This is a genomic window from Mycobacterium paraffinicum (genome assembly GCF_025822865.1).
Classification (GTDB): Bacteria; Actinomycetota; Actinomycetes; order Mycobacteriales; family Mycobacteriaceae; genus Mycobacterium; species Mycobacterium paraffinicum.
In genome coordinates, this window is sequence record NZ_JACKUR010000025.1 from 194643 (window position 1) to 213009 (window position 18367).

23 protein-coding genes are annotated in these 18367 nt (G+C 67.0%); 7 read left to right on the forward strand and 16 right to left on the reverse strand.

The genetic code is table 11. The annotated features are described in order from the left end of the window. The first annotated feature begins 1 nt into the window (after position 1). Positions 2–409, forward strand: a complete 408-nt coding sequence (locus H7J89_RS15365; RefSeq protein ID WP_046186907.1) for a DUF5319 domain-containing protein — start codon at positions 2–4, stop codon at positions 407–409. Positions 410–413: 4 nt separating this feature from the next. On the opposite strand, the gene H7J89_RS15370 is transcribed toward H7J89_RS15365, so the two are convergent. The 3 genes from H7J89_RS15370 to H7J89_RS15380 all read right to left on the reverse strand — a co-directional run bounded on the left by H7J89_RS15370 (position 414) and on the right by H7J89_RS15380 (position 2649). Continuing rightward, positions 414–1178, reverse strand: a complete 765-nt coding sequence (locus H7J89_RS15370; RefSeq protein WP_264044532.1) for an anti-sigma-D factor RsdA — start codon at positions 1176–1178, stop codon at positions 414–416. Then, entirely contained in the window at positions 1165–1740 is a 576-nt protein-coding gene (locus H7J89_RS15375; RefSeq protein ID WP_066945594.1) for a sigma-70 family RNA polymerase sigma factor, read from the reverse strand. Before H7J89_RS15375 ends, H7J89_RS15370 begins: the two co-directional genes overlap by 14 nt. A 90-nt stretch (positions 1741–1830) precedes the next feature. Beyond that, positions 1831–2649, reverse strand: coding sequence for a hypothetical protein (locus H7J89_RS15380; protein WP_264044533.1), 819 nt, complete (start codon positions 2647–2649; stop codon positions 1831–1833). Positions 2650–3003: 354 nt separating this feature from the next. Here H7J89_RS15380 and H7J89_RS15385 point away from each other — a divergent pair, with 354 nt between their 5' ends. The 5 genes from H7J89_RS15385 to H7J89_RS15405 all read left to right on the forward strand — a co-directional run bounded on the left by H7J89_RS15385 (position 3004) and on the right by H7J89_RS15405 (position 6180). Then, positions 3004–3312, forward strand: coding sequence for a WhiB family transcriptional regulator (locus H7J89_RS15385; RefSeq protein ID WP_066962701.1), 309 nt, complete (start codon positions 3004–3006; stop codon positions 3310–3312). Between the two features lie 219 nt (positions 3313–3531). Beyond that, positions 3532–4416, forward strand: a complete 885-nt coding sequence (locus tag H7J89_RS15390; RefSeq protein WP_372513789.1) for a Rieske (2Fe-2S) protein — start codon at positions 3532–3534, stop codon at positions 4414–4416. Beyond that, on the forward strand, positions 4413–4892 hold the full coding sequence (locus H7J89_RS15395; RefSeq protein ID WP_264044534.1) for a hemerythrin domain-containing protein: 480 nt from the start codon (positions 4413–4415) through the stop codon (positions 4890–4892). Before H7J89_RS15390 ends, H7J89_RS15395 begins: the two co-directional genes overlap by 4 nt. A 37-nt stretch (positions 4893–4929) precedes the next feature. Further along, positions 4930–5664 (forward strand): superoxide dismutase family protein, encoded by a 735-nt coding sequence (locus H7J89_RS15400; protein ID WP_264044535.1) that lies wholly within the window; start codon positions 4930–4932, stop codon positions 5662–5664. 114 nt (positions 5665–5778) lie between these two features. Continuing rightward, complete coding sequence (locus H7J89_RS15405; RefSeq protein WP_264044536.1) at positions 5779–6180, forward strand: styrene oxide isomerase; 402 nt, start codon at positions 5779–5781, stop codon at positions 6178–6180. Positions 6181–6280: 100 nt separating this feature from the next. On the opposite strand, the gene H7J89_RS15410 is transcribed toward H7J89_RS15405, so the two are convergent. Further along, positions 6281–7516: an FAD-dependent oxidoreductase gene (locus H7J89_RS15410; protein ID WP_264044537.1), complete on the reverse strand. Its 1236-nt coding sequence runs from the start codon at positions 7514–7516 to the stop codon at positions 6281–6283. A gap of 78 nt (positions 7517–7594) precedes the next feature. On the opposite strand from H7J89_RS15410, the gene H7J89_RS15415 reads away from it, so the two are divergent. Continuing rightward, positions 7595–8413 carry a TetR family transcriptional regulator gene (locus tag H7J89_RS15415; protein WP_264044538.1) on the forward strand — a complete coding sequence of 273 codons (819 nt, stop codon included), beginning with the start codon at positions 7595–7597 and terminating at the stop codon, positions 8411–8413. Here H7J89_RS15415 and H7J89_RS15420 read toward each other — a convergent pair. The 12 genes from H7J89_RS15420 to H7J89_RS15475 form a co-directional block, all read right to left on the reverse strand. Then, positions 8400–8900, reverse strand: coding sequence for a MarR family winged helix-turn-helix transcriptional regulator (locus H7J89_RS15420; protein ID WP_264044539.1), 501 nt, complete (start codon positions 8898–8900; stop codon positions 8400–8402). The genes H7J89_RS15415 and H7J89_RS15420 overlap by 14 nt on opposite strands. 4 nt (positions 8901–8904) lie before the next feature. Then, entirely contained in the window at positions 8905–9603 is a 699-nt protein-coding gene (locus H7J89_RS15425; protein WP_264044540.1) for a nitroreductase, read from the reverse strand. Positions 9604–9799: 196 nt separating this feature from the next. Next, on the reverse strand, positions 9800–10900 hold the full coding sequence (locus H7J89_RS15430) for a ferritin-like domain-containing protein (protein WP_264044541.1): 1101 nt from the start codon (positions 10898–10900) through the stop codon (positions 9800–9802). A gap of 196 nt (positions 10901–11096) precedes the next feature. Continuing rightward, a complete protein-coding gene (locus H7J89_RS15435; protein WP_264044542.1) occupies positions 11097–11717 on the reverse strand; it encodes a hypothetical protein in 621 nt (206 codons plus the stop codon). Between the two features lie 301 nt (positions 11718–12018). After that, entirely contained in the window at positions 12019–12333 is a 315-nt protein-coding gene (locus tag H7J89_RS15440) for a hypothetical protein (protein ID WP_264044543.1), read from the reverse strand. A gap of 156 nt (positions 12334–12489) precedes the next feature. Next, the gene (groL, locus tag H7J89_RS15445) at positions 12490–14109 is read right to left on the reverse strand and encodes a chaperonin GroEL (RefSeq protein ID WP_264044544.1); all 1620 of its coding nucleotides are present in this window, start codon (positions 14107–14109) and stop codon (positions 12490–12492) included. A gap of 88 nt (positions 14110–14197) precedes the next feature. Beyond that, positions 14198–14500, reverse strand: coding sequence for a co-chaperone GroES (groES, locus tag H7J89_RS15450; RefSeq protein ID WP_007167930.1), 303 nt, complete (start codon positions 14498–14500; stop codon positions 14198–14200). Positions 14501–14700: 200 nt separating this feature from the next. Continuing rightward, complete coding sequence (tsaD, locus tag H7J89_RS15455; protein ID WP_264044545.1) at positions 14701–15735, reverse strand: tRNA (adenosine(37)-N6)-threonylcarbamoyltransferase complex transferase subunit TsaD; 1035 nt, start codon at positions 15733–15735, stop codon at positions 14701–14703. Continuing rightward, the gene (rimI, locus tag H7J89_RS15460; protein ID WP_264044546.1) at positions 15732–16199 is read right to left on the reverse strand and encodes a ribosomal protein S18-alanine N-acetyltransferase; all 468 of its coding nucleotides are present in this window, start codon (positions 16197–16199) and stop codon (positions 15732–15734) included. Before rimI ends, tsaD begins: the two co-directional genes overlap by 4 nt. Continuing rightward, positions 16196–16819, reverse strand: a complete 624-nt coding sequence (gene tsaB / locus H7J89_RS15465; protein ID WP_264044547.1) for a tRNA (adenosine(37)-N6)-threonylcarbamoyltransferase complex dimerization subunit type 1 TsaB — start codon at positions 16817–16819, stop codon at positions 16196–16198. The genes rimI and tsaB overlap by 4 nt, the downstream gene beginning before the upstream one ends. After that, a complete protein-coding gene (gene tsaE / locus H7J89_RS15470; RefSeq protein ID WP_264044548.1) occupies positions 16816–17274 on the reverse strand; it encodes a tRNA (adenosine(37)-N6)-threonylcarbamoyltransferase complex ATPase subunit type 1 TsaE in 459 nt (152 codons plus the stop codon). Before tsaE ends, tsaB begins: the two co-directional genes overlap by 4 nt. Further along, positions 17267–18319, reverse strand: a complete 1053-nt coding sequence (locus tag H7J89_RS15475) for an alpha/beta fold hydrolase (RefSeq protein WP_264044549.1) — start codon at positions 18317–18319, stop codon at positions 17267–17269. The genes tsaE and H7J89_RS15475 overlap by 8 nt, the downstream gene beginning before the upstream one ends. Positions 18320–18367: the final 48 nt, after the last annotated feature.

Genomic DNA, 18367 nt, shown 5'->3' on the forward strand with positions numbered 1-18367 from the left:
CGTGCGCGATCACCTCCCACCGGGTTTGCCGCCCGACCCCTTCGCCGACGACCCCTGCGATCCGTCGGCTGCGCTGGAAGCCGTAGAGCCGGGGCAACCCCTGGACGCCCAAGAGCGGATGGCGGTCGAGGCGGACCTTGCCGACCTGGCGGTTTACGAGGCACTGTTGGCGCACAAGGGCATTCGCGGGCTCGTGGTGTGCTGCGACGAATGTCAGCAGGATCACTACCACGACTGGGACATGCTGCGCGCGAACCTGTTGCAGCTGCTGATCGACGGCACCGTCCGCCCGCACGAGCCTGCCTACGACCCCGAGCCGGACGCCTACGTCACGTGGGATTACTGCCGGGGATATGCCGACGCCTCACTCAACGAGGCCACCTCGGACGCCGACGGATACCGTCGCTAGACCACTAGGGGTTGTTCGGCGTCACCGCCGACGGCGTCGAAGTCTGCCCGTGGTGTCGGTGCTTGCTCCACGACTGACTCGGCGAGGGCGTGACCGACGGGCTCGGCGGAGCTTCGGAGGGTGTGCTGGCCGCCGTCGGCGCAGCGGTGGTCGGAGTCGACCACGCCGACGGAGTATTCGCCGGGGGCGGCAGCGTCGCATTCGGGTTGCGCGATTGAACCCTGAGATTCAACAGCTTCAGCTGATTCGTCAGCTCCTGTTTGCTGGCCGGGTCGTCGATCGACTGGACCAGGCTGCTTACCTCGGTGAGCTGGTTCTGGGCCCGGTCCCATTGACCGCGGTCGATCGATTCCTGCACCTTCGCCAGGTCGGCCCTGGCCGACAACATGACCTGATTCTTCTCGTTGACGCGCGGCTGGTCGAAGAACATCGCGTGCAGCCCGTGCAGCGGGGTCCCGGGACGCGCCTCGACCACCATCGCGCCGAACCCGCTCATCACCAACAGCGCCGCGGCGACCGATCCGATCGTCGCCAGCCCGCGCCGGCCGCCGCGACGGTCGGCCAGGCCGGTGCGCAGAGCGTCGACGGCTTCCTCGGCCGACACCAGCGCACTCGCCGGTGGCCACCGCAGGTTGTCGCGCCAATCCTCCAGCAGCGTGGCCATCGCGTCCATGTCGGGATCGCCGACGTGCACCGGCCGCCGCTCGGCGAGGGCGTCGAGAAGCAGGTCGGAACGGGCGAATTCGTCCAGGGATTCAGGCACAGTCACCTGCCGCGATCATTTCGGACTTCAGCCGGGACAGCGCACGGTGCTGGGCCACCCGGACCGCTCCCGTGGTGCTGCCGACGGCGGATGCGGTCTCTTCGGCGGACAAGCCGACGACGACACGCAGGATCAGGATCTCGCGCTGCTTGGCGGGCAGGATTTCGAGCAGTTCGCTCATCCGGCTGACCGAATCGGCTTCGATGGCCCGCTGTTCGGGGCCCGCGTCGGACGACCAACGCTCGGGGATGACTTCGGTCGGATAGGACAGATCACGGCCGGCGGCCCGATGGGCGTCCGCGACCTTGTGCGCCGCAATGCCGTACAGGAAGGCGAGAAAGGGACGCCCTCGGTCCCGGTAGCGCGGCAGCGCCGTGATAGTCGCCAAGCACACCTCCTGTGCCACGTCATCCGCTGACAGCCCACCCCGCTCGACTGTCCCGACTCGCGCGCGGCAATATCGCACGACAATCGGACGGATGGTCTCCAGCACCTCCCGTAGTGCGTTACTGTCCCCCGCCACGGCCTTGGCCACCACAGCGTCGAGACGATCCCCTTGAATTGTCATCGACGGCGGTATCTCCAACGTTACGAACCGGACACATCGCGGGCTAACCGGGCTAACTAACGAATTGACAATAACGGGCACGAGGCCATTTCAAGCGGAACGCCACGTCGCACCGGCGCGCCGCACTTGGCCTGCGGAGACATCGCGAATTTCGCGTAGCTTTTGTGTCGAAACGGTGACGCTACCGAGATCAATCAGCAAGCACGCCAGCGCCCAACGAAGTGGGACCAGCCCGAGCCGACCGGTGGCGTCCAGCGCCGCCTCCGCCGCCGCCCGCGCGCGCTCGACGGCCCCGGCGCTGCACAGGGCGGCCGCCAGCACCACCTCGCTCTTCACCGCGTGCCGCGCGGACGGGACGGCCATGGCGCCCGCCAGCTCCACCGCTTCGTCCGCATGGCGGACGGCGGTTTCGCCGTCACCGCGGGCCATCGCCAATTCGGCGGCCACCCATCCGCGGCGCACCGGCTGCCGCTCGGGCACCGCCCCCGCACGCAGCTCGGAGTCCGCGCGGCCCAACAACGTCGCCGCCGCGGCGAAGCGGCCGACACCCAACGCGTCGGCCGCCAGCCCGATCAAGGCGTCGGCACGCGCCTCGGGGTCCACGCCGGCCAGCGCTAGGGCGCGTCCGTCCCACCCGCGCGCCAGCGTGTGCCAACCGAGTTGGCGCAGAAAGGATCCCTGCGTGCTGTGAGCCAGCGACGCCAACCGGCCGGCGGGGGCGTCGCGCCGCAGCGCGGCCAGATCGCGATAGGCGCTGCCGTAGCGGCCCTGCCCGCCCGCTGCGACCGCGCGCAGCCATAAGCCCTCCGGTGTGACCGCGGTCGGCAGCGGCCAGGTGCCGGGCCGGTCGCCGAAGGCGGCGGCGACCAACTTTCCGCCAATCACGAAAGTGTGACGAGTTTCAATCACGACGATAGGAGTAAACAGTTTGTGCTGTTGGCGTTACCGAACTGTTAATCACAATAGGTCCTGTACTAATCGCGGCCGGCTCTCCCCTGGCCCGTGAGCTGGGAAATCTCGTTCCGGTCAAGTGCCTGGTAGCACGGTGCGTGTTTCGACAACGGGTAGCAGATGAACGCGGCGTTAATTCTTTTATAACCATTACATACTTTGTCGGGCTAAGTGGCTATTGACGCAAATTCACCGCCCGCCCTAACGTCTACGCATGACGGGTAGTCATCGGTGACACCACTTCAATTCAGTTGCACACTCGCTTCGCGAACCTGACCTTACTGGGCGTGCCGTGCAGAGAGGGAAACACCAATGCCACAGCCGGAGCAGCTACCTGGACCCAACGCCGACATCTGGAACTGGCAACTGCAGGGCTTGTGCCGCGGCGTTGACTCGTCGATGTTCTTTCACCCCGACGGTGAGCGCGGCCGCGCCCGCATGCAGCGCGAGCAGCGCGCCAAAGAAATGTGCCGGCAGTGCCCGGTAATTCAGGAGTGCCGGTCCCACGCGCTCGAAGTCGGTGAGCCCTATGGGGTTTGGGGCGGCTTGTCCGAAGCGGAGCGAGACATGTTGCTGAAGGGCGACATCGGCCGCACGCGCGGCATTCGCCGCTCGGCCTGACGGCGCACAACCCGGTTGAACGAATCGCCGTCGCGGTCCGTGTATCTAGTCATGGGCTAGGCCGCCGGCTGGCCGCGTCCATATCGACGCGGCACGCAGCAACCCTTGCGTCGCGTCGGGCTAGTTCGGGCGTTCCCTCGTGTCGGGGCTCCGCGTCGGTTCGCTCACGCGCACAGGAGGGGTGCCGTGACTGAACGATCACATCGATCTCCGGATCGCATCCGCAATTACGGCCATGCAGCAGTCACAAGTCTGGGAAGACAGGAATGGCTGGACCGGCCGAGCTACCGCCTCGAGCACGGCCTGACATTCCTCTTCGCGGCCGTGGGCCGATATCGAGACCGAGTCAGCAATGCGCTGCACGGCACCTGGCTCGGCCATCCGCTGCATCCCGCGTTGACGTCGGTGCCGACGGGAGCGGTCACGACGACGGTCGCGATGGATGCGGCGTCCGTGCTCTCGGGGGGTGACGCGCAATGGCGCGACGCGTCGAGGTTCGCGTTGGGTGTCGGACTCGCCGGAAGCGTCGGCGCGGCCGCGACCGGTCTGACGGACTGGCAACACACGCATGAGCAATCGCGACGGGTCGGCGTTGTCCATGGCTTGCTGAACGGGGTCGCGACGAGCCTGTACGCGTTGTCGTGGTGGGACCGCCGCAACGGCCGCCATCGGCGCGGGATGGCTTGCAGTGCGCTGGGCTACGGCATCACCCTGAGTAGCGGCTACCTGGGCGGAGCTCTGGTATACGGATCGGGGGCCGGGGTGGACCGCTCGGGCGCTCGGCTCAGTGGCGCCCACTGGACGCCGGTGTTGCCGGCAACGGCGCTGGACGGCCAGCCGCGGCGGGTCGACGTGGACGGCGTCGGCGTGGTTCTCTACCGCGCCGACGACCGGGTCCTGGCCGTCGGCGCGCGCTGCCCCCACCTCGGTGCGCCGATGGACGACGGCTGGATCGATCGCGGTCGCATCGTTTGTCCGTGGCATGGCTCCCGGTTCGCCTGCGAATCGGGAGAAGTCCTGCGCGGACCGGCGACAGCCGCACTGCCGCACTACCCGACACGCATCCGCCATGGATACGTCGAGGTGCGCGGAGGCACGAAATGAACGCCTACGAGGTGCTTTTTGAACACCACAAGGTCTTACGCGGGCTTTGCGAGAAAATCACCGCGTTCCCCCCGGATACCGGCGAGCGCCAAGACGCCCTCGACGAATTGTTGATCGAACTGGACATTCACATGCGCATCGAGGACGACCTGTTTTATCCGGCGGTGTCGCAGGCAAGCACGCTCGTCGCGATCGCGCACGCGGAGCACCGGCAAGTCTGGGATCAGCTGGCGGTGCTACTTCGGACTCCGCCGACGGCACCGCAATACGAGGGCGAGTGGCACTCGTTCGTCACGGTCCTGGATGCACACGCCAGCGAAGAGGAGCGTGACTTATGCCCGGCGCCAATAGATTTGAGCGCCGAGATGCTCGATGCACTCGGAGATCGAATGGTCGAGCGCATCACCCGGTTGCGACGATCCACGATCAATAAACTTCGCGTCCGCGGCCGCGCCGCCCTGTTGAGTTCGCTGTAGTCGTTTGGACCGCGACCAATCGGGGTACGACCGGCCCATGAATGAGGGCGTAACCTTCGCGGCCGTGGCGCTTGCCGCCACCATCGCACCGCTCGCGGCATGCGCAAACCAGCAGGGTGGCCAATCCGCCACGTCAACGTCCTCCAGCGCGCCCCCCGGCACCGAGCGGATGACCACGCAGTTGAAGAGCGCCGACGGGAATCAGGTCGGCACCGCCACCATTGATTTCGCGAACGGGTACGCGACGGTGACCGTGGAAGCCGGACCCAACCAAGTGCTGAGCCCGGGTTTTCACGCGCTGATGATCCACGCTGCGGGCAAATGCGAAGGGGACTTCGAGTCCGCGGGATCCGTCTACCAGGCACCGAATCACACGGGTTTTCCGGCCAGCGGCGACCTGACCGCGTTGCAGGTGCGCAACGACGGCTCGGCGAAGCTGGTCACCACCACCAGCTTGCTCACCGCCTCGGACCTGAGAAACAGCTCGGGCACCGCACTGATCGTCCACCAGAGCGCGGACAACCTGAGCGGGGGTGCCGCCGGTGAGTCGGGCAAGCGGGTGGCCTGCGGTGTGCTCGCCGCGGCGTCCGCGACGACGACATCGTCCACCTCGACGACGACCAGCGTCACGACGATCACGACGACGACCGAAGTGCCACCGCCGTCCACCAGCACGAGCACCGTCACCGTCACCAGCAGCCCGACGTACACGTCCACGCCGAGCACGACTGTGACGACGACCCCGCCGAGCCTTCCACCAGGAACCCGCTGAGGCGGCGGTCGCGGGTAAGAGCCGCCACGACACATAAACCTCTGCGACGACACGCCGATAACGCCCGTAGTCGTTTATATCTCGAGAGCAGCCGAACGCTCCTAATCTTCTGACATGCAGACGGTGCTGTTCACACTCGGGCTGGTCCTGTTCCTGGTCGGCCTGTTGACTGGATTCGCCATCCCGGCACTGAAGAACCCGCGCATGGGGCTGTCTAGCCACCTCGAAGCCGTGCTCAATGGCATGTTCCTCGTAATCCTTGGCCTGCTCTGGCCACACCTTCACCTGCCCAACGCGTGGGGGGTGACGGCGGTCGGACTGATTGTGTACGCCGGCTACGCGAACTGGCTGGCGACTCTGCTCGCGGCGGCGTGGGGCGCCGGCCGCCGACTCGCACCGATCGCGGCGGCCGATCACGAGACGTCGCCGGCTAAAGAGCGAATCGTCAGCTTCCTGTTGGTGTCACTCGGGCTGGGGATCGTGGTCGGCGTCGGCATCGTCATCGCCGGGCTCTGACGACGAGGCCCCGTGCAGCCGCCTGCACCGGTCCAGGCCGAAGACTTGGACGGCTGATGAGGCGGATCGGCGTAGGTGGTGGGTGGTGGTGACGCCGTGGTCATCGGGGCTCATGTTCGGTGACGGCCCGTGCGCTGTGCACGTCCGGAGTGCGGACACGCTCTGGACGGAAGCCGCGGCCGACGAAGATCGGTGGAATCGCCTGCAGTGGGCCCCAACCGACGATCTTCGGGATCGGGATCGGGGACAGGTCACCATTCAAGTTGGGCGCGATCACCCTGTCCTGAATCAGCACCTGGAAAGCCTGGATGATTCGCGTGGGCAGCTCTCGGCGCCGCTGGACCTTCGCCAGGTCGTCAATGGTGACCCGGCCCTCGCGTAGTGGGGTGCACAGAATGTTGGCCGCGGCCACCGCGTCGGCGACGGCAAGGTTGATGCCTACCCCACCAGCGGGCGACATGGCATGCGCGGCATCGCCAATGCACAGCAGGCCCGTGCGCCACCACGTCTCGAGCCGATCGACCCGCACGTCGAGCTCGCTGGTGTCGTCCCATGAGGTCAGGTCGTCGACGTGGTCCCGCAGCCGTGGCTGTGCGGTGACGATCCGTTCCTTGAACGCCGCCAATGATCCGCCTCGGGGGTTCGATCCCTTCGGCATCAGATACGCGACCTGCCAGTAGTCGCCCCGGTAGATCATGACCATCATCAGGCCCTTACGGGCTATCGCGAACAATTCCTGCGGGTCGCCGGGTCGCCATTTCAGCCGGAACCACAGCACGTCCATCGGCGAGTGTGCCGCAGCGGTCTTCAGCCCCGCCGCAATGCGCACCGCGGACTTGCGTCCGTCGGCGGCCACCACCAGATCCGCTCGTACCTCCAACTCTTCAGTGCGCACTCCCGACACCCGATCGCCGTCGAAGACCAGATCGGTGGCTTCGGCATTGCGGATCAAGGTGAATTCCGGGTAAGCACAAGCCTTTTCCGCGATGAAGTCGAGAAAGTCCCATTGCGGCATCATGGCGATATAGGGCTGCCTGAAGCCGAGCCGTTTGAGCACCCTGAAGTTGCCAAAGGTGCGGATCGAGCCGTCGGTGTCGAATGCGACGCGGTTGATCTTGGTGTGCCGCAGCCGCAGGAAGTCGTCGATGAACCCCAGCTCGTCCATGATCCGCAGGGTGGTCGGATGCACGGTGTCGCCACGGAAGTCACGCAAAAAGTCCTTGTGCTTCTCCAAGACAACGACCGGGATTCCCGCGCGGGCGAGCAGGAGGGCGTGCACCAGGCCGGCAGGGCCGCCACCGGCAACGCAGACCTGGGTCCGAAGAACTCGCGTCATCAGCAGACTCCCAACGGAGTATGGAATACAATTACAGGATACATAAAGCAATGTATCACGGTAGCGAGGAGAACAGGTATGGCCCGACCGGTGTCGACACCACAAGTGGTGGACGCCGCACTGCGCGCCGCGGAGAAGCTGGGCAAGGATGTCGCCGACATTCCCGTCGCCACGATCGCCGCCGAGGCCGGGATCTCGCGGAGCACCCTGCTGCGGCGCTTTGGCGGCTCGCGCACCGCCTTGAATGACGCGGTCCGCGCCGCCGGCGTCGACCCCGGCGGACTACCCCCCGTCCGCACCCGGGCGGTGGCCGCCGCCGCAGCTTTGATCAGCGAATCCGGTCTAGCTGCAGCGACGCTGGAAGCCGTTGCGGCCCAGGCGAATTGCTCGGTCTACAGCCTCCACGCGGCGTTCGGTGGGCGCGATGAATTGATACGGGCGGTCTTCGAGCGCCACAGCCCCATCCGGGACATCGAGGAATACCTCGCGCATGCCAGCGGTGACCTACCCGAAATGGTGCGCGGCTTCTACCGGACCGTTGCGGACGCGCTGAGCCGCGAACCCCGGGTAGTACCAGCAATATTCGCCGAAGCCTTCGCACGGCCGACCAGTCCCGCTGTGCAATCGCTGGCGGCCTACGGTCCCTCGCGCATGCTTTCGGTGCTGGGACGCTGGTTCGAAGCCGAGATTCGTGCCGGGCACATGCGGGACCTACCCCTGCCGCTGTTGGCTCAACAACTCTTGGGCCCCATCGCGATTCACGTGCTTATCCGTCCGGCTCTGCCGAATGTCCCCGATTGGTCGCTGCCAGACATCAACAGCGTCTGTGACGTCTTCGCCGACGCGTTCGTTCGTGCCGTCGCGACCGAGCGTGACACGTGCCCTACAGGTCGGTAGAAGCGGTGAATCGCGTGAGCAGATCCTTCAGTTGTTCCGCCTCCCCGGGACCCAGCATCGAGACGAGCCGCTCCGCCAGCGGCTCCGCGGCGATGTGAGCGGCGTCGAAAAGCTCAAGACCTTCAGGGGTGATCTCCACCGCCCGCACGCGCCGGTCCCCCGGAACCGCTTTACGGACGGCGAGCCCCTTGCGCTCCAGGTCATCCACGACACGCATGATTCCCGCCTTATCCGAACCCGTCGCGTCGACCAAATCTCGCTGCTGCGTGGGCCCGCGGTTGACGAGGACGAGCAGCACGGCGAAATGCCGCAACTCGATGCCCAATGGCCGAAGCGCGTCCGACATCACCGCGGCCGCGCGCCAGTGCGCCCTGCGCAGCAACAAACCGAGAGCGAAAGGCGAGGGGTCTCCGGGACGGTCGGTCGCACGCCGGGCGGTGGCATGACTGGAAGCGTCGCGGGTCATCTCTTCATCCGGCTTGAACACCGGACTAAGACCGGATGGCATGTTCCAGACGGGGCGACTCGTCGTCGACGAACGTGACGGTCTCTTCGAGCGGCGCCCGGCCTGTGCGAGCGTACTTCACCGCGGGGTCCTCGTATCCAATTGACATGCCGCAGAAGAGGATTAGTCCGTCAGGTGGCGACAAGACATCCGCAACCGTTTGGCGCACCTGCGACCATGCCATCTGCGGGCAGCTATGCAGCCCTTCGGCGCGGAGTAGCAGCATGACGGTCTGCAGGTACATCCCGACATCGGCCCACTGGGCCACGCCCAGTTCGCGGTCGATGTAACAGAACAGCGCGGCAGGCGCACCGAAACAGTTCCAGTTCGCGATGGCCGCCCGCTGGCGCGCCTCCCAGTCCTCACGCGCAATGCCGAGTGCGCTGTAGCGCTCCTTGCCAAAGGCGGATCGTCGGTCGCCGTATGGCGACTTCATTCCGGGCGGGTACATCTCGTATTCCCGCTCGTCCCAGGGGTCACCGTGGGCCACGCGCTCGACGGCGCGCGTCTTGAGCTCGCGCAGCAGCGCGCCGGTCACCACATACGTGTTCCACGGCTGGATGTTCGATCCGGACGGCGACCACGCCGCCGCGGAGAGCACGCGCTCCAACGCCTCTCTCGGCACCTCCTGCTCGGTGAATCCGCGCACTGCACGCCGGCTTGTGACCGCCTCGTATACGTCCATGATCGCCTGCCTAAGGGTCCACGCTGTCTGTTTCAGATAACACTGTATCAATCGATACTATTTCACTAGTCAGTGAAGTTTCAAGCTGCGCAGGGACCCACCGCCGCCGACCTCATCGCCCTGATGCGCTCCAGGAATCGGGCGGTACGTCGGGCGGCGGCAAATCAGCGCCGGCGCCAAGCAGGCCGAACGTGGATTAGCTCGCGCCGGCCGCGATCGCCTCGTCCACCTCGAGGGCCCGAACGGCCATCTCGGCGTGTGCCTTGTCCAGCGCCTCGGCCTGATCTTCATCGGCTTTCATCAGCGCTTCGATGTTGAAGCCGGCCATGTCGAGGACGCCCATGTCCCGGAAGGCCTGCTGCACCTTGTCGCCCCACAACCCGATGTCCTTGACGATCGGCACAATGCGGCTGAAAAGGTGCGAGCGGAACTGGATCATCAGCGGCGACGTGTCGACCCACTCGGCACACGCTTGTACGTCCATGCCGAGTGTCTCGAAAACCTCCTCGCCGCGGAACCGGTCGCGCATCAGGTAACAGGCGTCCACGACGAACTCTTCACGCTCGCCGCGCTCAGACTCGGTGAGCGCGGAGTAGTAATCCTTCAGCGAGATCCGGCCGAAGGCGACGTGCCTGGCTTCGTCCTGCATGACGTACGCCAGCACCTTCTTGGCGAGCGAGTCCGGCGCCGCCATGTCACGCAGCACCCCGAAGGCCGCGAGTGCGAGCCCTTCGATGAGGACCTGCATGCCGAGATAGGGCATGTCCCAACGCGAATCGCGCAGGGTGTCGTCCAGCAGTGCGGTCAGGTGCTTGTTGATCGGGTAGACCACGTCGACCTTCTCCTGCAGGAACCGCGAGAAGGCCTCGACGTGCCGGGCTTCGTCCATGGTCTGGGTGGCCGCGTAGAACTTCGCGTCCAGGTCCGGGACGACCTCGACGATCTTGGCCGCACACACCATCGCCCCCTGCTCGCCGTGCAGGAATTGGGAGAGCTGCCAGGCCTGGAAGTGCTGACGCATTTCGGCGCGACGTGCCTCATCCGCGGCGTCCCACATCGGGCTGCCGAACAGCGGATGGAACTCGATCGGCAGGTCGATCGGGTTCATCGGGTCGACGTCTTGCGTCCAGTCGATGCGCGACTGGGCGTCCCACTGCTTGTCCTTCCCCTTTTGGTAGAGGGAGAGGAGCCGGGCGCGCCCCTCGTCGTATTCCCAGGTAAAGCGCGCGTCGCCGGCACTGGGGACCTCCCACGAGTACGGCGTGGGCACTTCCGTGTACTTGTCCCTGGTAGTCATGAGCTCCGCCTCTCTACCTGGCGTGACCAGTGGTCATATGACGGGTATCACATTGCACCGCGGGTGGCAGCGCGTCAACCCTGACGTTTGGTTGGGTTCGATTGATCGGCATGTCGATCCAGCCGGTAGCCCAGTAGCAGCTCAGCGAATGGAGATTTGCCCCGGGAGCGGGCTTCCTCGACGGCCCGCTGATCAGTTATCTGTGCGCGAATTCAGCGAGCTTGGCATCGACCGCCGCAGGATCCGGTTCCGCGTACATCTTGGGATCGCGTGTCTTGACCCATAACAGGAACGGGCAGCGGGCGGCGGGACCGTCCACCGCTCCCAATTCTTCGATGTGCTTGCCGGTCTTCGCCTCGCGAAGTTCGATGTTGTATTGCACAGCGTAGTAGTTGACGGTCACGTTTTCGCCGGCGTCGGTCTTGAAGTCGCAGCTGCGTGACTTGACCTCGGATCCGGGCTTTTGGGTAAGGCAGGCAACAACATTGGCCGACTGGAAGTCGTCGGCACTCGCCCGGTAATCGGCCCGGGCGTCGAGTGTGAGTTGCGTCCAGTGGTCGCGCGACACCTGGCTCATGGGGCTCGGCCGCACCTGCGGTGCGAAAGCGGCGATCTTGTACGGCTTGCCGTACGTGGCGGCGTTACTGATTGATCCGCGATCGCACACCACATCGAAGTCCGAAAGTGAGCTGGCTTTCTTGACTCCGCCGCGCCCGTCGAGACCGTCGCGGGCCATGTCCCGAATCACGAAGAACCCGACTAACGCCACGGGTACGAGAACGACGATCGCCGCCACCGCAAGCACAACGATCAGCACGGCATTGGTCTTGCGCTGCGCGGGCGCCGGGGGCGGGTACGGCGGTGGCCATTGCTGGGGGTACTGCGGTGGTTGCGGTGGCCACTGCTGCGGATAACTCACGCTGGCGCCCCCCACGTCATGGTGCGCCAGCTTAGCAATCGAATCACGAAAGCGCCGCAGCCATTAGGCCCGGGGCGCTTCGCATTACGTGCCTAGTGGTGGTGGTGATGCCCGTCGGCGAATGAATCGGGCGCGGGCCGCCAGCGCCCCAGCGGTAGACCTCGGTAGCGGCGCATCGACGCACACAAGTGCGACCGGGCTAGGGGCACATGAAGCTGATCGGCGGGCAATGCCTGATGGTGATCGCCTCGATCGGCGGGTTGTCGCCGTCCCAGATCGAGGTCGGCCGGCCCTGCATGGTGACGTTGCCCATCCCGTATTGCGTCGGATACCAGGTGTGGCAGACATTCCAGTCCCAGTCGATGTACTGGTTCACGACGTAGGGCATCTGCTTCGGGTTGCCCGGGCACCAGCGGTGCGGTTCCATCGTGTCCGCGTGAGCGACGCCCACACCCCACCCGCTTAGTGCGGTGCCCCCCGCCAGCAGCGCGGCGACGACGAGTCTCTTCGTCATGTGCGGCATGATGGCCGTCCTTTCTGATGCCTTCGTGGCACCAGTGCACAAGCCCCACCTCGCTACCGATCCCAACAAACCGAACACGAGGAAGCAACAGCCCATCAAGTACGAGAACACCCCCGGCCATCGGGCCGGGGGTGCCTCGGTCATCAACTAGTGGTGGTGGTGCCCGTGACCGTGCCCATGGGCGTCTTCCTCGGCCGGCTTGTCCACGATGGCCGTCTCCGTGGTCAGCACCATCCGCGCTACCGACGCCGCGTTGAGCACCGCCGACCGGGTCACCTTGACAGGGTCGATCACGCCGTCGGCGATCAGGTCACCGTAGGTGAGCTTGTCGGCGTTGAGCCCATGCCCGGCCGGCAACTCGCCGACCTTGTGCACCGCGACCGCGCCGTCCAGGCCGGCGTTGGTGGCGATCCAGTACAGCGGTGCCGCGAGCGCCTCGGCGAACACCTCGACCCCCGCCGCCTGATCGCCGGACAGCGACCCGCGCAACTCCTTGAGCGCGTTGCGGGCTCCGATGAGCGCCGAGCCACCGCCCGCGACGATGCCCTCTTCAACGGCGGCCTTGGCGGCCGCGACGGCGTCCTCGACGCTTTCCTTGCGTTCCTTGAGTGCGGTCTCGGTGGCGGCGCCCACCTTGAGCACGGCCACGCCGCCGGCCAGCTTGGCCAGCCGCTCCTGCAACTTTTCGCGGTCCCAATCGGAGTCGCTCTTCTCGATCTCGGCGCGCAGCTGCTTGATCCGGTCGGCAACCGCATCCTTCGAGCCGCCCCCGTCGATGACGATGGTGTCGTCCTTGCTGACCACCACGCGGCGGGCCGAGCCCAGCACATCGGTGCCGACCTCCCGCAGCAGCAGGCCGGCGTCGGGGTTGATCACCTGGCCGCCGGTAACCACCGCCAGGTCCTCGAGAAACGCCTTGCGCCGGTCGCCGAAGAACGGCGCCTTCACCGCGACCGCCTTGAGCGTCTTGCGAATCGAGTTGACCACCAGCGTCGCCAGGGCCTCACCCTCGACATCCTCGGCGATGATCAGCAGCGGCTTGCCCGACTCGGCGACCTTCTCCAGCATGGGCAGCAGGTCGGGCAGCGAGCTGATCTTCTCCTGGTGCAGCAGGATCAGCGGGTCGTCCAGCACGGCTTCCTGCGAATCGAAATCGGTGACGAAATACGCCGACAGGAAACCCTTGTCGAAACCGACGCCCTCGGTGAACTCCAGCTCGGTGCTCAGCGTCGAGGATTCTTCGACGGTGACCACGCCGTCGGTGCCGACCTTGGTCATCGCCTCGCCGACCAGCTCGCCGAGGTGCTGGTCGCGCGACGACACCGTCGCCACCTGAGCGATACCGTCCTTGCCGGACACCGGGGTGGCCGCCGCGAGCAGCGCCTCGGACGCCGCGTCGGCCGCCTTGGAAATTCCCACGCCGAGTTCAATGGGGTTGGCGCCGGCCGCAACCAGGCGCAGGCCGCCCTTGACCAGCGCTTGCGCCAGCACGGTCGCGGTCGTGGTGCCGTCACCCGCCACGTCGTTGGTCTTGGTGGCCACCGACTTCACCAGTTGCGCACCCAAATTCTCGAACGGGTCCTCCAGGTCGATCTCGCGCGCGACGGTGACCCCGTCGTTGGTGACCGTGGGCCCGCCAAATGCCTTGGCCAGCACCACATGCCGACCGCGCGGTCCCAGCGTCACCCGGACCGCGTCGGCCAGCGCGTTGACGCCGGCCTCGATCGCGCGGCGCGCGGTCTCGTCGTACTCAATGATCTTGCTCATCAGGCTCCTTGTTGAAGGGCGATAACGCATGCCGCCCCGGAAATCACCCGCGGCCATGCGCGGGGATCGCCGGGGCGGAACACGGTTCTTACTTCGATACGACGGCCAGCACGTCACGCGCCGACAGGATCAGGTACTCCTCGCCGTTGTACTTGATCTCGGTGCCGCCGTACTTGCTGTAGATGACGGTGTCACCTTCGGAGACGTCGAGCGGGATTCGCTTCTCGCCGTCCTCGTCCCAGCGGCCGGGACCGACGGCGACAACGGTGCCTTCCTGCGGCTTCTCCTTGGCGGTGTCAGGAATGACCAGACCGGACGCGGTCGTGGTCTCGGCCTCGTTGGCCTGCACGAGAATCTTGTCCTCGAGTGGCTTGATGTTCACCTTCGCCACGATTGGAGCCCTCCACTAGTTAGATCGGGTCCGGGGCGGGTGCCCCGGAGTTATCAAGGGATTCGGCAGTCGTCCGAGCCCGAGCGCCGTCGTCGCGGGTGCCGACACAGGGTCTGGCCGATTGCCACCTAGCACTCTATACACGAGAGTGCTAGCACTCAAGGGCGCCCCGGTGCGTCCGCGATGTTCGCTAAGGGCGATCAGCTCACCTGGGCTTTTACCACCGGGAGCCCGGGGTCGGTGGGCGCGTCCAGCGGTGACTGCGGCGCCCCGGCGGCAACCAGGTGCGCGGCGAAGGAAGCGATCATCGCCCCGTTGTCGGTGCAGAGCCGGGGCTTGGGGACCCGCAGCGTCAGCCCGGCCGCCGCACACCGCTGCTCCGCCAGCTCCCGCAGCCGCGAGTTGGCGGCCACTCCCCCGGCGATCAGCAGCGTCGAGACGCCGAGTCCGGTCGCCGCGCGCACCGCCTTCATGGTCAGCACGTCGGCGACGGCCTCCTGAAAGCCGGCGGCGACTTCGGCGTTCACCGCGTCGGGGTGGCTCTCCAGATAGCGCGCCACGGCCGTTTTCAGGCCGGAGAAGCTGAAGGCGTACGGGTCATCGGCGCGGCCGGTCATGCCACGCGGGAAGGCGGGGAGCTCTGCGGCCGCCCGGCCGCAGGTGCGGGCGAGGTCGTCGAGCACCTTGCCGCCGGGATAACCCAGCCCCAGCAGCCGCGCCACCTTGTCGTAGGCCTCGCCGGCGGCGTCGTCGACGGTGCTGCCCAGCTCGACGATCGGTTCGCCCAGGGAGCGCACATGCAACAGGTGGGTGTGGCCGCCCGACACCAGCAGCGCCACGCACTCGGGGAGCGGCCCGTGTTCGTAGACGTCGGCGGCCAGGTGCCCGCCAAGGTGGTTGACGGCGTAGAACGGTACCCCCCACGCGGCCGAATACGCCTTGGCCGCAGCCACTCCCACCAGCAGGGCGCCGGCCAGACCCGGCCCGATCGTGGCCGCGACGATGTCGGGCTTCTGCAGCCCCGCCGTCGTCAGCGCGCGGCGCATCGTGGGGCCGAGCGCCTCCAGGTGCGCCCGCGACGCGATCTCGGGGACCACGCCGCCGAAGCGGACGTGTTCGTCGACGCTGGACGCCACCTCGTCCGCCAACAGCGTCACGGTGCCGTCGGCGTCGAGCCGCGCGATACCGACTCCCGTTTCGTCGCAAGAGGTTTCGATGGCCAAGATGGTCGTCATAGTGCTGACCGCCGCATCGTGTAGGCGTCGGCGCCGCTTGCGCGGTAGTAGCGCCGGCGCAGGCCGATCTGCTCGAATCCCACGCTGCGGTACAGCGCGATGGCCGCCTCGTTGTCGGTGCGCACCTCCAGGAAGACGACGCCGCCGTCGGCGAAGACCAGCAGCTCGTCGAGCAACCGGCGGCCGATCCCCTGGCCCTGGTAGGCGGTGTCGACGCCGATGGTGTGGACCTCGTACTCGAACGGCGGGGTGCGACCCAGCCGCGAGATCCCGGCATAGCCGACGAGCGTGCCGCCGGCCCGAGCGCCGACGTAATGGTTGTGCGGGCTGGCCAATTCGCGGTTGAACGCCGCAGCGGGCCAGGGGTCGTCGCCGTCGAACAGCTGATTTTCGAGCTCGGCGCAGCGCGCCGCGTCGGCGGGGACCAAGGCGCCGAGCGTCACGGGCTCGCCCAGGGCGGTCATCCGCGCGCCGCCATCGGTTTGGCGTCGGGGCGGCGCAGATACAGTGCCACCAAGGGCAACGGGCGCTGCGACCAATCGGGCACCGCGGCGACGAGCCCGGCCGCGGTGGGATAGATCGGCCCGCGGTGAGGCAGGTCGAACAGCGCGGCATGCTCCTTCGAGCCGGCCACCGCCTGTGCTGCACCCGGGTCGACGTCGGCGGGGGCGTTGACGCCCGGCCCCTCCATCCGAAACCCGTCCCGGTAACGGGCCCAATAGATTTCGCGCCGGCGCGCGTCGGTGACCACCAACGTCTCACCGGTGGTGCGCACACCGATGGCGTCCAGGCTGCACACCCCGCGCACCGGGATGCCCAGCGCATGCCCATAGGCGGCCGCGGTGGCCATCCCGGCCCGCAGGCCGGTGAACGGGCCGGGCCCACAGCCCACCACCACGGCATCGAGGTCGCCCATCGTCAGTTCGGCGTCGGCGAGGGCGTCCAGCACGTTCGGGGTGAGCCGTTCGGCGTGCGCACGGGCGTCGACGGTGACCCGCTCGGCCAGCACGGTCAGATCGTCGCGGCGCACGATCCCGGCGGTGACCGCCGGGGTGGAGGTGTCGAGGGCAAGCAGGAGGCTCATGCACGCACCCACTGCCACGAAGCGATCCGCACGTCGGATCCGCTGAGCCGTTCCAGACGAATGTCGAGGTGCCGCTCGGCGAGGCGTTCTACGAGGCCCTCGCCCCACTCCACGACCACCACCGCGCCATCGAGATCCGTGTCGAGGTCCAGCGAGTCGAGCTCGCCCAGCAGGTCGGCGCCGTTCTGGTCCAAGAGCCGGTACAGGTCGACGTGGATCATCGCCGGTGATCCGGGCCGCCGCGGCGGGTGCACCCGCGCCAGCACGTACGACGGTGACGTGACCGGGCCGCCGACATCCATGGCCGCGGCAATGCCCTTGGCCAGCACGGTCTTTCCCGCGCCGAGCGGACCGGTGAGCACCACCACGTCGCCCGCTCGGAGTCCCTCACCGAGCCGCGAGCCCAGTGCGATGGTGTCTTCGACACGTTGCAGCGTGGCAGTCCCCTCATCCACGACGGTGCAGCCGTTCGCGCATCCAGCGGGCCGCCAGCGCGGTGCGGCCCGGGGTGGCCCGCTTGACCAGCCGCACCAGCCCGTCGTTGATCGCCTCCGGCTTGTCCAGCAGCGCAAGGTGACTGGCCCCGCGAACGATGACCAGCTCGGACTGCGGCAGCGAGGCCGCCATCTTGCGGGAGTACTCGTCGGGGGTCAGCAGGTCGTGGTCACCGCAGGCGATCAGGGTGGGGATGCGCAGCAGGGTCCACAGCCCGGCGGTCTCGTCGTGGTGTTCCAAGGCATCAAGGAACTCCACCATGGTCGCGATCGGGGTGCCGTTCATCATTCGCTGCGAGAAGGCATCCAGGCTCCGGCTGACATGCAGGTCACTGAAGGAGGCCGCCCGCAGGACCGGGCCGATCAGCGAGCGCGACACGTTGCGGCCGCGGTGCATCAACTTCGGCGCGGACCGCGCGGTGAACCGGAACGCTTCCAGCGCAGGGTTTTTCAGGATTTCACCCAGCGGCGATTCGGCGACGCCTTCCGCCGCGGAGGAAATCAACGCGGCGCCGACGATCCGTCGCCCGTACTGGCCGGGGAATTGGCGAGCATGCGACAACACCGTCATGCCGCCCATGGAGTGGCCGACCAGCACCACCATCCCGCGCGGCGCGACCACCTGAAGCACACTCTGCAGGTCCTGACCGAGCTGAGTCAGCGTGTAGGTTTCGGGCGCCGCCTCGCCGGATTGCCCGTGCCCGCGCTGGTCGTAGAAGACCATCCGGACGCCCGGGCCCACCTGCTCGGGCAGCCGCGTCCGCTGAAAATGAAAGGCGCCCATCCGCAGACAGAACCCGTGCACGAACACCATGGTTAGCGGGGCGTCCGCCGGACCGGCTTCCCGGATCGCCAACGACACGCCGTCGGGAGTGGTCACCACGGAGCGGCGATCGTCGTCGATCCTGTCGAAATCCTCGTCGGCGTAGGGGTCTTCGGTGCCGTGGCTGCGCCGGATCATCGAACGGCGGGCCGAGGCTCCGACGATGGTGGCGAGGGCAGTCACCCCCGCCCCTCCCGCAAGCCAAGCCCCCTTCTGGCGCCTGCGGGCTCT